General features: G+C 68.2%; 14 protein-coding genes. 7 read left to right on the forward strand and 7 right to left on the reverse strand.

Features of this window, described 5'->3' with window-relative positions; all coding sequences use genetic code 11:
• Window positions 1–65 precede the first annotated feature (65 nt).
• The 4 genes from AC07R7_RS21895 (at window position 66) to AC07R7_RS21910 (ending at window position 3393) form a co-directional block, all read left to right on the forward strand.
• Window positions 66–590, forward strand: a complete 525-nt coding sequence (locus tag AC07R7_RS21895) for an SH3 domain-containing protein (protein ID WP_492839011.1) — start codon at window positions 66–68, stop codon at window positions 588–590.
• A gap of 80 nt (window positions 591–670) precedes the next feature.
• The gene (gene fabA, locus AC07R7_RS21900) at window positions 671–1186 is read left to right on the forward strand and encodes a 3-hydroxyacyl-[acyl-carrier-protein] dehydratase FabA (RefSeq protein WP_125158983.1); all 516 of its coding nucleotides are present in this window, start codon (window positions 671–673) and stop codon (window positions 1184–1186) included.
• Window positions 1187–1290: 104 nt separating this feature from the next.
• Window positions 1291–2505, forward strand: a complete 1215-nt coding sequence (gene fabB / locus AC07R7_RS21905; RefSeq protein ID WP_492839013.1) for a beta-ketoacyl-ACP synthase I — start codon at window positions 1291–1293, stop codon at window positions 2503–2505.
• A gap of 72 nt (window positions 2506–2577) precedes the next feature.
• The gene (locus tag AC07R7_RS21910) at window positions 2578–3393 is read left to right on the forward strand and encodes an enoyl-ACP reductase FabI (protein ID WP_494636573.1); all 816 of its coding nucleotides are present in this window, start codon (window positions 2578–2580) and stop codon (window positions 3391–3393) included.
• A gap of 54 nt (window positions 3394–3447) precedes the next feature.
• On the opposite strand, the gene AC07R7_RS21915 is transcribed toward AC07R7_RS21910, so the two are convergent.
• The 3 genes from AC07R7_RS21915 to AC07R7_RS21925 are packed head-to-tail and all read right to left on the reverse strand — an operon-like array spanning window position 3448 to window position 6797.
• A complete protein-coding gene (locus tag AC07R7_RS21915; protein ID WP_492887289.1) occupies window positions 3448–4056 on the reverse strand; it encodes a TetR/AcrR family transcriptional regulator in 609 nt (202 codons plus the stop codon).
• 16 nt (window positions 4057–4072) lie between these two features.
• Complete coding sequence (locus tag AC07R7_RS21920; RefSeq protein ID WP_492887288.1) at window positions 4073–5662, reverse strand: DHA2 family efflux MFS transporter permease subunit; 1590 nt, start codon at window positions 5660–5662, stop codon at window positions 4073–4075.
• A 16-nt stretch (window positions 5663–5678) separates the two neighbouring features.
• The gene (locus AC07R7_RS21925; protein WP_492839017.1) at window positions 5679–6797 is read right to left on the reverse strand and encodes an HlyD family secretion protein; all 1119 of its coding nucleotides are present in this window, start codon (window positions 6795–6797) and stop codon (window positions 5679–5681) included.
• Window positions 6798–7106: 309 nt separating this feature from the next.
• On the opposite strand from AC07R7_RS21925, the gene AC07R7_RS21930 reads away from it, so the two are divergent.
• On the forward strand, window positions 7107–7235 hold the full coding sequence (locus AC07R7_RS21930) for a hypothetical protein (protein ID WP_492839018.1): 129 nt from the start codon (window positions 7107–7109) through the stop codon (window positions 7233–7235).
• Between the two features lie 57 nt (window positions 7236–7292).
• On the opposite strand, the gene dut is transcribed toward AC07R7_RS21930, so the two are convergent.
• A complete protein-coding gene (gene dut / locus AC07R7_RS21935) occupies window positions 7293–7760 on the reverse strand; it encodes a dUTP diphosphatase (RefSeq protein WP_492887286.1) in 468 nt (155 codons plus the stop codon).
• Window positions 7761–7830: 70 nt separating this feature from the next.
• Entirely contained in the window at window positions 7831–9027 is a 1197-nt protein-coding gene (coaBC, locus tag AC07R7_RS21940; protein WP_492887285.1) for a bifunctional phosphopantothenoylcysteine decarboxylase/phosphopantothenate--cysteine ligase CoaBC, read from the reverse strand.
• Between the two features lie 167 nt (window positions 9028–9194).
• Here coaBC and AC07R7_RS21945 point away from each other — a divergent pair, with 167 nt between their 5' ends.
• Entirely contained in the window at window positions 9195–9758 is a 564-nt protein-coding gene (locus AC07R7_RS21945; protein ID WP_494636574.1) for a hypothetical protein, read from the forward strand.
• 2 nt (window positions 9759–9760) lie between these two features.
• Here the strand turns inward: AC07R7_RS21945 and ubiB are convergent, their stop codons facing one another.
• Window positions 9761–11269: a 2-polyprenylphenol 6-hydroxylase gene (ubiB, locus tag AC07R7_RS21950; RefSeq protein ID WP_494636575.1), complete on the reverse strand. Its 1509-nt coding sequence runs from the start codon at window positions 11267–11269 to the stop codon at window positions 9761–9763.
• Between the two features lie 153 nt (window positions 11270–11422).
• Window positions 11423–12181, reverse strand: a complete 759-nt coding sequence (locus AC07R7_RS21955) for a class I SAM-dependent methyltransferase (protein ID WP_492887282.1) — start codon at window positions 12179–12181, stop codon at window positions 11423–11425.
• A gap of 85 nt (window positions 12182–12266) precedes the next feature.
• On the opposite strand from AC07R7_RS21955, the gene mutM reads away from it, so the two are divergent.
• Window positions 12267–13130: a bifunctional DNA-formamidopyrimidine glycosylase/DNA-(apurinic or apyrimidinic site) lyase gene (mutM, locus tag AC07R7_RS21960; protein ID WP_494636576.1), complete on the forward strand. Its 864-nt coding sequence runs from the start codon at window positions 12267–12269 to the stop codon at window positions 13128–13130.

The following is a 13130-nucleotide window of genomic DNA, read 5'->3' on the forward strand; positions in this document are numbered from 1 at the left end:
TTGAAAAGCTCTCACTGACGGGCGTTTGAAAGCTGTAGCAAAGGGGCCCGAAGGGGCCAAGCAACATGCCGTCGAAAACAAAACAAGGTTCGTTTCATGTCGTTCTTGGGGCGATCGTCGGTCTGCTGGCGGGTCCGGCCCTGGCGGAGGGTCCCAAGATCACGCCGTCGGGCCTGGAGGTGCCACGTTATGTGTCGCTGAAATACGCCGAGGTCAACGCGCGCAACGGCCCGGACGAGGCCCATCGGCTGCTCTGGATCTACCATGCCAAGGGCCTGCCGGTGCAGGTGGTGGCCGAAACCCGCGAGTGGCGTCGGATCTGCGATCCGGAAGGCGGACTGGCCTGGGTGCACAAGCGGACCACCGACGGCCGCCGCTCGGCCATGCGCGTGCAGCCGACCAACCTGCCTCTGCTCGGCGCCCCCCGGGATGGAGCCAAGGTCAGCGCCTATCTGAAGGGCCGCTCGGTCGCCCAGCTCGACAAGTGCGAAGAGGGCTGGTGCAAGCTGCGCGCCGACGGCTCGTCCGGCTGGGCCAAGGAAAGCGACATCTGGGGCGCGGATCCGGCCGTGCAGTGTCGCAAGGGTTAGGCGCCCGTCCGCCCGGCGTCGGAACACCCCCCGTCAGGGAAACGTTGAGACCTGACCCGCCGCCGTGCTAGGGCGTCCCCATGCAGAAGAACGCCTACACCTTCGAAGAACTCCTGGCCTGCGGCCGCGGCGAGCTGTTCGGCCCCGGCAACGCCCAGCTTCCGGCCCCGCCGATGCTGATGTTCGATCGCATCGTCCGGATCGAGGCCGAGGGCGGCAAGCACGGCAAGGGCTATGTCGAGGCCGAGTTCGACATCAATCCCGACCTTTGGTTCTTCGGCTGTCACTTCATCGGCGATCCCGTCATGCCCGGGTGCCTGGGCCTGGACGCCATGTGGCAGCTGGTCGGCTTCTTCCTGGGTTGGTCGGGTGGTCCCGGCCGTGGCCGCGCCCTGGGCGTCGGCGAGGTCAAGTTTACGGGCCAGGTGACGCCGGACGTCAAGAAAGTCGTCTATAAGATCGACCTGAAGCGGGTGATCATGCGTAAGTTGGTCATGGGAATCGCCGACGGCGTCCTGGAAGCCGACGGCAAGGCCATATACGAAACCAAGGACCTCAAGGTCGGGCTGTTCACGCCCGAACAGATGGCGTCCTGATCCGTTAGACGAGACCGGCCATTCCGGGAGCGGCGACGCCGCGCTCGGGGATTTGGGAGAGCTGGCCCCTGGCGGATTTCGAGGGGGAGAAGAGGATTTACGATATGCGTCGCGTCGTCGTCACCGGACTGGGGATCGTCTCGTCCATCGGCAACAACGCCAATGAGGTGTTGGCGTCCCTGAAGGAAGCCAAGTCCGGCGTGATCGCCGCGCCGGAATATGCCGAGCTCGGCTTCCGCTGTCAGGTCCACGCCGCGCCCCAGATCGAGTGGGAGCCGCTGGTCGACCGCCGCGCCGCCCGCTTCCTGGCGCCCGGCACGGCCTACGCCCACATCGCCATGGAGCAGGCGATCGCCGACTCCGGCCTTGAGGAGAGCGACATCTCCAACGAGCGCACCGGCCTGATCGTCGGCTCGGGCGGCCCGTCCACCCGCGTCATCGTCGAGGCCGCCGCCACGACGAGGGAGAAGGGTCCCAAGCGGATCGGTCCGTTCGCGGTGCCCAAGGCCATGAGCTCGGGTCCGTCGGCGGTGCTGTCGACCTGGTTCAAGATCCGCGGGATCAACTATTCGATCAGCTCGGCCTGCGCGACCAGCGCCCACTGCATCGGCGCGGGCGCCGAGCAGATCCAGATGGGCAAGCAGGACATCATCTTCGCCGGCGGCTGCGAGGAGCTGGACTGGACCCTGTCGAACCTGTTCGACGCCATGGGCGCCATGAGCAGCAACTTCAACGACCGCCCGGCGGTGGCCAGCCGCGCCTACGACAAGGACCGCGACGGCTTCGTGATCGCCGGCGGCGCGGGCGTCGTGGTGCTGGAGGAGTACGAGCACGCCAAGGCGCGCGGGGCCAAGATCTACGGCGAACTCGTGGGCTATGCGGCCAATTCCGACGGCTATGACATGGTCGCCCCGTCGGGCGAGGGCGCGGCGCGCTGCATGAAGCTGGCCATGGCCGACGCCGGCGGCCGGACCATCGACTACCTGAACCCGCACGGCACCTCGACGCCGGTCGGCGACAGCAAGGAGATGGGCGCGGTGCGCGAGGTTTTCGGCGACAAGGCCCCGATGATCTCGTCGACCAAGTCGCTGACCGGGCACAGCCTGGGCGCGGCTGGCGCGCAGGAGGCCATCTACTCGATCCTGATGCTCAACAACGGCTTCGCCTGCGAGAGCGCCAACATCGAGACGCTGGATCCCGAGTTCGCCGATCTGCCGATCCTGCGCCAGCGCGTCGACAAGCCGCTGCAGACGGTGATGTCCAACAGCTTTGGCTTCGGCGGCACCAACGGCACGTTGATCTTCAGCCGCGCCGACTAGGTTGGGGAGGGTTCCGCCCGGCGGAGCCGCCTGCTAACCAGCGGTCAACGACTTCCGGAAAGGGCCCGACACATGGCCGACGAATACGCGTTCCCCAAGGGCGAGCTGATGCGGGGCAAGAAGGGCCTCGTCATGGGCGTGGCCAATCACAACTCGATCGCCTGGGGCATCGCCAGCCAGCTGGCCGCCCAGGGCGCCGAGATGGCCTTCACCTATCAGGGCGAGGACCTGGAGCGCCGCGTGCGCCCGCTGGCCGAGAGCATCGGCGTCAAGACGATGATCCCCTGCGACGTCACCGACGACGCCTCGATGGACGCGGCCTTCGCGCTGATCGAGAAGGAATTCGGCGCGCTGGATTTCGTGATCCACTCGGTGGCCTTCGCCAACAAGAACGAGCTGAAGGGCTCGTTCGTGGACAACACCACCCGCGAAGGTTTCCTGACGGCCATGAACATCTCGGCCTTCAGCTTCGTGGATGTCGCCAAGCGCGCCAGCAAGATCATGCCGAACGGCGGCTCGCTGGTGACCATGACCTATCTGGGGTCGGAGCGGACGATCCCGAACTACAACACCATGGGCGTGGCCAAGGCGGCTCTGGAAGCCTCGACCCGCTACATCGCTCGCGACCTGGGTCCCAAAGGCATCCGCGCCAACGCCATCTCGGCCGGCGCCATGCGCACTCTGTCGCTGGCCGGCATCTCGGGCGGCCGCGGCATGATCGCCCAGGGCCGCGCCTTCTCGGCGATGAAGGAAGACACCTCGATGGAAGGCGTCGCGGGCTGCGCCCTGTGGCTGGCCTCGGATCTTGGCAAGTCGACCACGGGTGAAGTCGTCCACGTCGACGCCGGTTTCCACATGATGGGCATGCCGGACCCCGAAGAGGCTTAAGGCTTCTCTAGCGCCATGGCCGCCAAGACCGGCGGCCACTTCGGCTAATCGCGCTTACGGCGCGTAGGCCCGCATGAAACGAACGGCCGCCTCCCGCGCGAGGCGGCCGTATTCGTCCGGCGTCTTGTCGGACGGCAGGCGCAGCAGCGAGCGCAGCTGGCTGTGACCCATGACCATGCCGGAAAAGAACTCCGCGGCCTGGTCGAAATTCTCCACCTTCATCCGGCCCAGCTCGGTCTCGGTCTTCAGGAACGCCGCCAGTTGCCGGCGGGCGCTCAACGGGCCGGCCTCGAAGACCTCCTTGGCGACGTCGGGCATCTCGCCCGATCCCAGCATGATCACCCGCATCATCGAGTAGCTCTTGCTGGTGATCACCGTTTCCAGCACCGAGCGGGCATAGGCCTCCAGCGTCTCGGTCGGGTTGTCCACCGCCCCCGGTTCACGCAGCGAGGCGGTGATGGCCTCGACCCGCCGGTTCATCAAGGCCCGCATCAGCTCGGCCTTGGAGCCGTAGTGGTTGTAGACCGTCTGCTTGGAGACCCCCGCGCGGCGGGCGATCGCCTCCATCGGAGCGGCCAGGCCGCGTTCGCCGATCACCTCGACGGCGGCGTCGAGGATGGCTTCGGTCTTGGCGACGTCGATCTGTCCGGGCACCCTTGGCATCAGAAAACTCCGGGCATCAGTGAGCGTCCGAAGGCGGCGGGGCGGCGTTCTTGACCGGCGCGGCCAGCAGCGAGACGCCAGCGGCGACGAAGCAGCCGATGGCCAGCAGGGTGAAGCTATCGCCGAAGGCCATGACCGTGGCCTGCTGCTGCAACATGCCGCCGATGGCCTTGCGCGCCGCGCCGCCGGGGTCGGCGACGCCCAACTGCTGCATCCGCTCCATCAGGCCTGCCATCATGCCGGCCGTCGCGCCGCCCTGGGTCACCTTCGAGGTCAGGTCGTCGTAGTAGAGCGCCGTCTGCTGGGAGATCGAGGTGGCGAGCAGGGCAAGGCCGATGGCCCCGCCGGTGTTGCGCGACAGGTTCACCAGGCCGGAGGCGTTCTTGACCATATGCGGGGGCAGGGTGCTCATCGTGATCTGCTGGGTGGCGATCATGGCGATCATGACCCCGACGCCGCGACAAGCCTGGACGCCGGCGAATTCCCAGAAACCCCAGTCCTTGGTCACGCCGTGGGCCATGTACATGCCCCAGCCGGCCAGAATGAAGCCGATGAACATCGGCACGCGCGGGTCGGTCTTGCGAACCAGGCGGCCGGCGATCGGCCCGGTCAGGAACATCGACAGGCCCGAGACGATCATCGTGGTGCCGACCTCCGACGCCGAATAGTGGCGCACCCGGCCCAGGAACTGCGGCAGCAGGAAGGTGCCGCCGAACAGGCTGGCGCCCGAGACGGCCGTCATCAGCACGCCGACCGAGAAGTTGCGATTGGCGAAAGCGCGCAGTTCGACGATCGGGTTCCTGTAGGTCAGCTGTCGCCAGATGAAGGTCACCCCGCCCAGGACGGCGACCACGGTCAGCCACAGGATGCCGCTGTCGTCGAACCAGTCGTCCTTGGCGCCCTCTTCCAGCACGAACTGCATGCTCATCAGGAAGATCGCCATGACGATCAGCCCGAACCAGTCGAAGCCCTTGGCCAGGCTGGGATCGCCCTTGTCGAAGTCGGCCCAGCGATAGACGCCGAACAGCACCACCAACCCGGTCGGGACGTTGATGAAGAACAGCCAGCGCCAGCTCAACGCCTCGGTCAGGTGTCCGCCCAGGGTGGGACCGACCGTCGGGGCCAGGGTGACGATCAGGCCCATGATCACGCTGGCGGTGATGCGCCGCTCGGGCGGGAAGGCGGTGAAGGCCACGGCGAACACCGTCGGGATCATCGCCCCGCCGATGAAGCCCTGCAGAGCCCGCGTCAGGATCATCATGTCGATCGACGAGGACAGGCCCGTCAGCACGCTCATGACGATGAAGCCGGTGCACGAGATCAGATAGAGGCGCTGGGTGCCCCACAGGCGCGACAGGTATCCCGACAGCGGGATCATCACGACCTCGGGGATCAGATAGGCCGTCTGGATCCAGCTGATCTGGTCGGTGCTGGCCCCAACGCCGGCCTGGATCTGCGGCAGCGAGGCCGCCACGATCTGGATGTCCAGGATGGCCATGAACTGGCCGATGACCATGGCGCCGAAGCCGAGGAACAGCTTGGTCCAGTCGACCTCGGGTTTTGTCGGGGCCTGGGGAGCGGCGGCGGGCAGGGCGGCGTCGGTCATGACGCGCTCCTTCGCTCTAGCGATCCACGCCCTGGCGGGCGACTTGCGGCGTGGCTTGGCCGGCCTCGGCGAACGAGGGGCCCGACCGGTCGCGGACGTCGACCTTGATCTCGACCGACAGGCCCGGGCGAAGGGCCTGGCCGAGCTGGCTGCGGTCGACCACGATCTTGACCGGCAGGCGCTGGGTGATCTTGGTGAAATTGCCGACGGCGTTCTCGACCGGGATCAGGGCGAACTCCTGGCCGGTGGCGGGGGCGAAGCTGTCGACCTTGCCGACGATCTTCTGCTTGCCGAAGGCGTCGGCCTTGATCTCGACCGGCTGGCCGACACGGATGCGCGAGACCTGGGTCTCCTTGAAGTTGGCGACGATATAGGCCTGGCCCAGCGGCACGATCGACATCAGCGCCACGCCCGGCTGGACCAACTGGCCCGGACGGACCGAGCGGGCGCCGACCACGCCGCCGGCGGGCGCGCGGATCACGGTGCGCTCCAGGTCCAGCTTGGCCTGCTCCACGGCGGCGTGGGCGGCGGCGGCCTGGGCGATGGTCTGGGCCTTGGCCGAGCCCAGCGACTGGGCGGCGCGCTTCTCGGCCTCGAGAGCGGCCTGGGCGCTGGCGACGCCGGCCGCGGTCTGGGTGGCTCCGGCGCGCTCGGTCTGGACCTTCTGTTGCGAGACCCAGCCTTGCTTGGCCAGGGCGTCGTAGCGCTCGAGGTCGGCCTTGGCGCGCCCAGCGTCGGCCTGAGCGCTGGTCACGCCGGCCGCCTTCTGGGCGATCATCGCCTGCTCCAGGCTGGCCTTGTCGTCGATGGCGCGGATGGCCGCGTCGGCGGCGCTGGCGTTGGCGATCGCCTGATCCAGGCGCGCCTGGAAGGTCGAGGGGTCGATCTTGGCCAGCACCTGGCCGGCCTCGACCCGCTGGTTGTCGGCCACCAGCACCTCGGCGACATAGCCGGAGACCTGCGGGCTGACCGACACGGTGTCGGCCTGGACGAAGGCGTTGTCGGTGCTCTCGAAGTGCTGCTTGTCGAGGAACCAGAACGTCCCGCCGACGACCACGCCGGCCAGGATGGCCCCTCCGGCGATCATCGGGACCAGCTTGCTCTTCCTGTTCGCGGAGGTTTCCGGCGAGGCCATGATCTGTTCCGATCGAAAGTTCGAAGGCGCCGGATACTGGGGTCCGACGCGCCCTTCAAGGGATAAATGGACGCACCCGTCCAAAAATCAACGATCGACGAAAGGTTCCTGGACATCGTCGAGCCGACGGGCCGTCGCGGTCTCGGCAGCCGCGTGAGCCTGACCCTGCGACGACACGCCACGATTTTTCTTGCGCCGGAATCACGACAGACTAAAAGCCGCTCCCCAACGGCAACCAACGGTTCGGGAGCGCGTATCTCCTCCGGCGTCAGTATTCGCCGGCCCCGCTGAAGGTCGCAGGAGGTTCAGATGAAGTCCCACCCTCAGACGCCGCTCGACATGATCCGCCCGGTGCTCTGGATGGCTGCGGCTGCTTTCGCGGCCGGCTTTGGCGGCTATCTGATGCTGGGCCTGCGGGCTATCCACCCGGCCGTCTGAGCGATTGCCAAGGGTGACCGCCATTTTTGGCGGCCACCGCGCGATCCAGGATAAAGTCTAGACGCCCGTCGAGCCGAAGCCGCCCGCGCCCCGGTCGGTGGCGTCCAGGTCGTCGACCTCGACCAGCGTCCATTGCGGGGCCGCCGCGATCACGCCCTGGGCGATGCGGTCGCCCCGGCGGATGGTGAAATCCTCTTCGCCCAGATTGATCAGCAGCACGCAGACCTGACCGCGATAGTCGCTGTCGACGGTGCCCGGGGCGTTGACCACCGTGACGCCGTTCTTGAACGCCAGGCCCGAGCGCGGGCGCACCTGCATCTCATAACCGTCCGGAATCGCCACAGAGAAGCCGGTCGGGGCCATACAGCGCGAGCCCGGCTTCAGGACGATCGGCTCGTCTTCGGGAACATGGGCGCGGAGGTCGAAGCCCGCCGCGCCGGCGGTCGCATAGGCCGGAACCGGCAGGTCGGCATTGCCGTCCCAGCGCTTGAAGCGGATGGCGAGGCCGGCGGGGATGGCGGACATGCTGGCGGCTCCTGATCTGGAAAGGTGCGCCCGGCTGTAGCTGATTTGCCGGGCCTCCGGCCAGCGCCGCTTAAGCGAGGGCGTCGGCGATCCGCTTCGCGATTTGGGCCGCCACCTGATCCTTGGCCGCGCGGTCCCAGCGCTCAAGCCCGTCCTTGGTGATCAACAGCACGGCGTTCTCGGTCCCGCCCATCACGCCCGGTTCGGTGACGTCGTTGGCGATGATCCAGTCGCAGCCCTTGCGGGCCAGCTTGGCGCGGGCGTGCTCCTCGACATGGTCGGTCTCGGCTGCGAAGCCGACGACCAGTTTCGGCCGCAAGGGTCCGGTGGCCGACAGGGTCGCCAGGATGTCGGGGTTCTCGACGAAGGTCAGGGCCGGCGGGCCGCCCTTTTCCTTCTTCAGCTTGGTCCCGAACGCCTCGTCCACCCGCCAGTCGGCGACGGCGGCCACGAACACGCCGACGTCGGCCGGCAGGGCCGCCTGGCTGGCCGCCAGCATCTGGCGGGCGGTCTCGACATCGATCCGCTTGACCCCCACCGGGGTCGGCAGGGCGACTGGGCCGGCGATCAGGGTGACCTCGGCGCCGAGTTTCGCCAGCGCCTCAGCGATCGCGAAGCCCTGCTTGCCGCTGGAGCGGTTGGTGATCCCGCGCACCGGGTCGATCGGCTCGAAAGTCGGGCCGGCGGTGACCAGGGCCTTCTTCCCGGCCAGCGGCCGGGCGGCCTTTCCTTCAAGGAGCGCCATGATCGCCGCGAAAATCTCTTCCGGCTCGGCCAGGCGGCCGGGGCCGAACTCGCCGCAGGCCATGGCGCCCTCGTCCGGCCCGACGAAGCTGACGCCGTCGGCTTTCAGGGCGGCGATGTTGCGCTGGGTGGCCGGATGCAGCCACATCCTCACATTCATGGCCGGGGCCATTAGAACCGGCTTGTCGGTGGCCAGTAGGGTGGTGGAAGCCAGATCCCCGGCCAGGCCATGGGCCGCCTTGGCGATCAGGTCGGCCGTCGCGGGGGACACGACGATCAGGTCTGCCGAGCGTGACAGCTCGATATGGCCCATCTCGTGCTCGTCGGTCAGGGAGAACAGCTCCTGATAGACCTTGTCCTCGGCCAGGGCGGCCAGGGACAGCGGCGTGACGAACTCGGCGCCGGCCTTGGTGAGGATCGGCCGCACGCCGACGCCCGCCTTGCGGAGGAGACGCGTCAGCAGCAGCGCCTTGTAGGCCGCCACCCCGCCGCCAACGATCAGAAGAACCCGTTTTCCGCTCACGTCGCGCTCCGCTTTCCGCGTTCGTCTCGTCCCCTGCACATGCCCACGCTCGAACCAAAGCGCCAGAGGCAATCCGACCGGCAATCACAAGGCGAAGATAGGGACTCGACTCTCGTTCCGCTTTCGTTCAGTAATCGCATAGATAGAGTTATGGGGCGAATACGATCATGAAGGTTGTGCGACATATCTCGGCGGGCGTTGTGGCCGCGCTCGGCCTGATGAGCCTTTCGGCCTGCGATAGCGGGGCGTCGGCGGTCAAGGCGCCCAAGGCCGGCGAGCGCGCCAGCGTGGAGGCTGGGTCTCCGACCGAGACCACCGACGGCGGCAGGGGCGAGGGCGTCCGCCGCGCCGATCCGCGCGATGCGCCGGTCAAGCTGGTGGCGGGCAAGCCGTACTGGGCCGCCAATCGCACCCGTACGGCCGAAGAAAACGCCGAGCGTTCGTTCCAGAGCAACGGCAAGACCTTCGACGCCCGGTCGACCGACGACTATGTCGCCAAGGTCCACGCCTTCGTCAGCGACCCGCCCAAGGGCGCGGAGACGCTCAAGCGCGCGAACGGCGACCTGCTGATCTACGATCCCAAGGGCAATGTCTTCGCGGTGGTGTCGCGCGAAGGCGCGCCGCGCACGATGTTCAAGCCGGACGAGGGCGCGGCCTACTGGGACGAACAGAAGACCCGCGAGGCGCGCCGGGCTTCGGCGGCCAAGCGGCGGGAACAGGCGGAAGGGTAAGGCTACCGCGCCAGCAGCAGGCCCGTCACGAACGCCGCGCCCGCCGTCGCCGCGCCGACCAGGAACCACAGCAGTGGCCAGGTCTGGTCACGCTCCACCTTGACCGGGACGGGCGCCGGCGGGGCCTCGGCCAGGCGGGCGAGGGCCTTGATGGCGCGCAGGGCTTCCTCGGCGAAGTCGCGGGCCTTGGCGGCGGGCGATAGCTCGCGGCCGATCCAGCGGCGCACCACCGGGTCGGCGGCGGCCCACAGATCGTGGGTGGGGTCGATGCGGCGCGCGACGCCCTCGACCGTGACCATGGTCTTCTGCAGCAGCACCAGCTCCGGCCGCAGGGCCATGTCGAACAGGGCGGTGATCTCGAACAGCTGCGCCAGGAGCCGGCCCATCGAGACCTCGCGGGCGTTGCGGCCGAAGACCGGCTCGCCGACGGCGCGCAGGGCCTGGGCGAAGGCGTCCATGTCCTGATGGGCGGGGACATAGCCGGCGTCGAAATGGATCTTGGCCACCCGCGCGTAGTCGCGGTTCAGGAAGCCGTAGAGGATCTCGGCCAGGTAGCGACGCTCGCCGGGACCCAGGCGACCGACGATGCCGTAGTCGACGGCGACCACCTCGGCTGGCGCGGCGACGAACAGGTTGCCCTCGTGCAGGTCGGCGTGGAACAGGCCGTGGTCCAGGGCCTGGGCCAGGAAACCTCGGGTGACGTTCTCGGCCAGGGCCTTGCGATCCAGGCCGGGCAGTTCCAACGCGGCGGGGTCGGATAGGGGTGTTCCTTCGGCCCAGATCAGGGTCAGGACCCGCTTGCCGACGCCCTCCCAGCAGACCAGCGGCGCGCGCATATAGGGATCGACCGCCATGGCCTCGCCCAGCTCGGCGCAACCGGCGGCCTCGAAGCGCAGGTCCATCTCCAGGTCCAGCGATCGGATCACGACCTCGACGAATTCGGTCGGGCGCAGGCGGCGGGCGGCGGGGGCCAGTTTCTCGGCCAGGCGCGCGGCCAGGCGCAGGACGGCGCTGTCCTGGGCGACCTGGCGCTCGACGCCGGGCCGCAGCACTTTCACCGCGACCTTGCGGCCGTCGATCAACACCGCCGGATGAGCCTGGGCCAGGGACGCGGCGGCGACCGGCTCGCCGATCTCGAGGTAGACCTCGCTCAGCGGCTTGCCGAGGTTGCGGACGATCTCCGCCTTGGCCGTCTCGAGCGGGAACGGGGCCAGGCGGTCCTTCAGGTGCGACAGGTCCTCGGCGAAGGCGGTCCCGAAGATGTCGGCCCGTGTCGACAGGAACTGGCCCATCTTGATCGCCGCCGGGCCCTGCTTTTCCAGCACCCGCGCCAGGCGCTCGCCCGGCCGGCCGCGCCTGGCCGCCCCGCCGGCGAACAGGCGCAGCAGCCGCCCCGCCAGCTTGGCCGACGGCGGCAATTGCGGCTCGACCTCGCGCGGGATCAGGGCGTCGGCCCGGACCAGGGCCCAGCCCGCGCCGGTCAGGCGTAGAAGCGCGGAGACGTTTGTCACTTGGCGCGCCCCTTCCCTTCACCCCGATCTTCCCGGCGAATGCCGGGATCCAGATACAGCCTGAGCGCTGACCAAACCTGGCGCAGCTCAGCCCCGTGATCTGGGCCCCGGCATTCGCCGGGGAAGTCGGGAGAAAAAAAGGCCATCAGCAAATCAGAGCGCCCAGCCCTGGTGCAGAGCCGCGACGCCGCCGGTGAAGTTGGTGAAGGTCACCCGCTTGAAGCCGGCGTTTTCCATCATGCCGGCGAAGGTGCGCTGGTCGGGGAAGCGGCGGATGCTCTCGACCAGGTACTGATAGGCCTCGCGGTCCTTGGCGACCCACTCGCCGACCTGCGGGATGACCTTGAAGCTGTAGGCGTCATACGCCTTGGCCAGGGCCTCGGTCACCGGACGCGAGAACTCCAGGCACAGGAAGCGGCCGCCCGGCTTCAGCACGCGGCGGGCCTCGCGCAGGGCCGCGTCGATGTCGGTGACATTGCGGATGCCGAACGAGATCACATAGGCGTTGGCGTAGGCGTCCGGCAGCGGCAGGCGTTGGGCGTCGCCGACGGTCCAGGTGATTTCCGGTTCGCCGCCCCGCTCGATGCCGGCCATGATCATCTCGGCATTGTAGTCGATGATGTTGATGGTCGCGTCGGGGCCGCCTCGGCGCTGCTGGGCGCTCCGGGCCATCTTGGCGAAGCGGCGGGCCATGTCGCCGGTGCCGCCGGCGCAGTCGATGATCACCTCGCCCGGCTGCGGGTTGAGGCGCGCGGCCACGGCGTCCTTCCAGAGCCGGTGCACGCCGCCGCTCATCAGGTCGTTCATGATGTCGTAGTTCTTGGCCACGCGGTCGAACACGCCCCGCACCATCCCGGCCTTCAGCGAGGCGTCGACGTCCTTGAAACCGAAGCTGGCGGAGGTGTTGCTCATGACGTCCTTGGGCCGCGCTCTTACTATATGAACGTCCGCTATTAGCTTGCGCCTCGCGCCGCGTCATCGCCTTAAGGAATGATCCTTGCCCGAATTGCCCGAAGTCGAGACCGTGCGACGCGGTCTCGAGCCCGTCCTGTCCGGCGCGCGCCTGGCCCGTGTTCGCGCCAACCGGCCTGACCTGCGCTTTCCCCTGCCGGATGGCTTCGTCCAGCGGCTGACGGGCGCGAAGATCCTGCGCCTCGATCGCCGGGCCAAGTACATCCTCGCCCCGCTGGACCGGGGCGACACCCTGGTGATGCATCTCGGCATGACCGGCCGCTTCGAGATCGCCGCGCCGGAGGGCGCTGTCCGTCCCGGCGATTTCGCCCGCGAGGTCAAGCCGGACGACAAGCACGCCCACATCGTCTTCGAGACCGAAGAGGGCGCGATGGTCACCTATTATGATCCGCGCCGGTTCGGCTTCATGGACCTGATCCCCACCGATCGCGTCAGCCATCATCCCTGGTTCGCCACCATGGGGCCTGAGCCGCTGGGCGAGAGCTTCGACGCCAAAACGCTGGAAAAGGCGTTCGCCAACCGCAAGCAGGGACCCAAGACCCTGCTGCTGGACCAACGCACCGTCGCGGGCCTGGGCAATATCTATGTGTGCGAGGCCCTGCACCGGTCGCGCATCTCGCCGTTCAAGCCGTCGGGCGGGATCGCGAAGAAGCGTCTCGCGCCCCTGACCCTCGCGATCAAGGAGGTGCTGGCCGAGGCCGTCGAGGTCGGCGGCTCCACCCTGAAGGACTTCGCCGCCGCCGACGGGGCGCTGGGCTATTTCCAGCACCGCTTCCGCGTCTACGACCGCGAGGGCGAACCCTGCCCGACGCCGGGCTGCGAGGGCGTCATCGCCCGCCAGGTCCAGGCCGGCCGCTCGACCTTCTTCTGCCCTGTCTGCCAGGTGTGA

Source organism: Caulobacter sp. GW821-FHT05F04 (assembly GCF_059419665.1).

Excerpts from the sequence above, each read along its gene's own strand:
- AC07R7_RS21895 (WP_492839011.1), top strand. The coding sequence starts at position 66 with ATGCCGTCGAAAACAAAACAAGGTTCGTTTCATGTCGTTCTTGGGGCG.
- fabA (WP_125158983.1), top strand. The coding sequence starts at position 671 with ATGCAGAAGAACGCCTACACCTTCGAAGAACTCCTGGCCTGCGGCCGC.
- fabB (WP_492839013.1), top strand. The coding sequence starts at position 1,291 with ATGCGTCGCGTCGTCGTCACCGGACTGGGGATCGTCTCGTCCATCGGC.
- AC07R7_RS21910 (WP_494636573.1), top strand. The coding sequence starts at position 2,578 with ATGGCCGACGAATACGCGTTCCCCAAGGGCGAGCTGATGCGGGGCAAG.
- AC07R7_RS21915 (WP_492887289.1), bottom strand. The coding sequence starts at position 4,056 with ATGCCAAGGGTGCCCGGACAGATCGACGTCGCCAAGACCGAAGCCATC.
- AC07R7_RS21920 (WP_492887288.1), bottom strand. The coding sequence starts at position 5,662 with ATGACCGACGCCGCCCTGCCCGCCGCCGCTCCCCAGGCCCCGACAAAA.
- AC07R7_RS21925 (WP_492839017.1), bottom strand. The coding sequence starts at position 6,797 with ATGGCCTCGCCGGAAACCTCCGCGAACAGGAAGAGCAAGCTGGTCCCG.
- AC07R7_RS21930 (WP_492839018.1), top strand. The coding sequence starts at position 7,107 with ATGAAGTCCCACCCTCAGACGCCGCTCGACATGATCCGCCCGGTGCTC.
- dut (WP_492887286.1), bottom strand. The coding sequence starts at position 7,760 with ATGTCCGCCATCCCCGCCGGCCTCGCCATCCGCTTCAAGCGCTGGGAC.
- AC07R7_RS21945 (WP_494636574.1), top strand. The coding sequence starts at position 9,195 with ATGAAGGTTGTGCGACATATCTCGGCGGGCGTTGTGGCCGCGCTCGGC.
- AC07R7_RS21955 (WP_492887282.1), bottom strand. The coding sequence starts at position 12,181 with ATGAGCAACACCTCCGCCAGCTTCGGTTTCAAGGACGTCGACGCCTCG.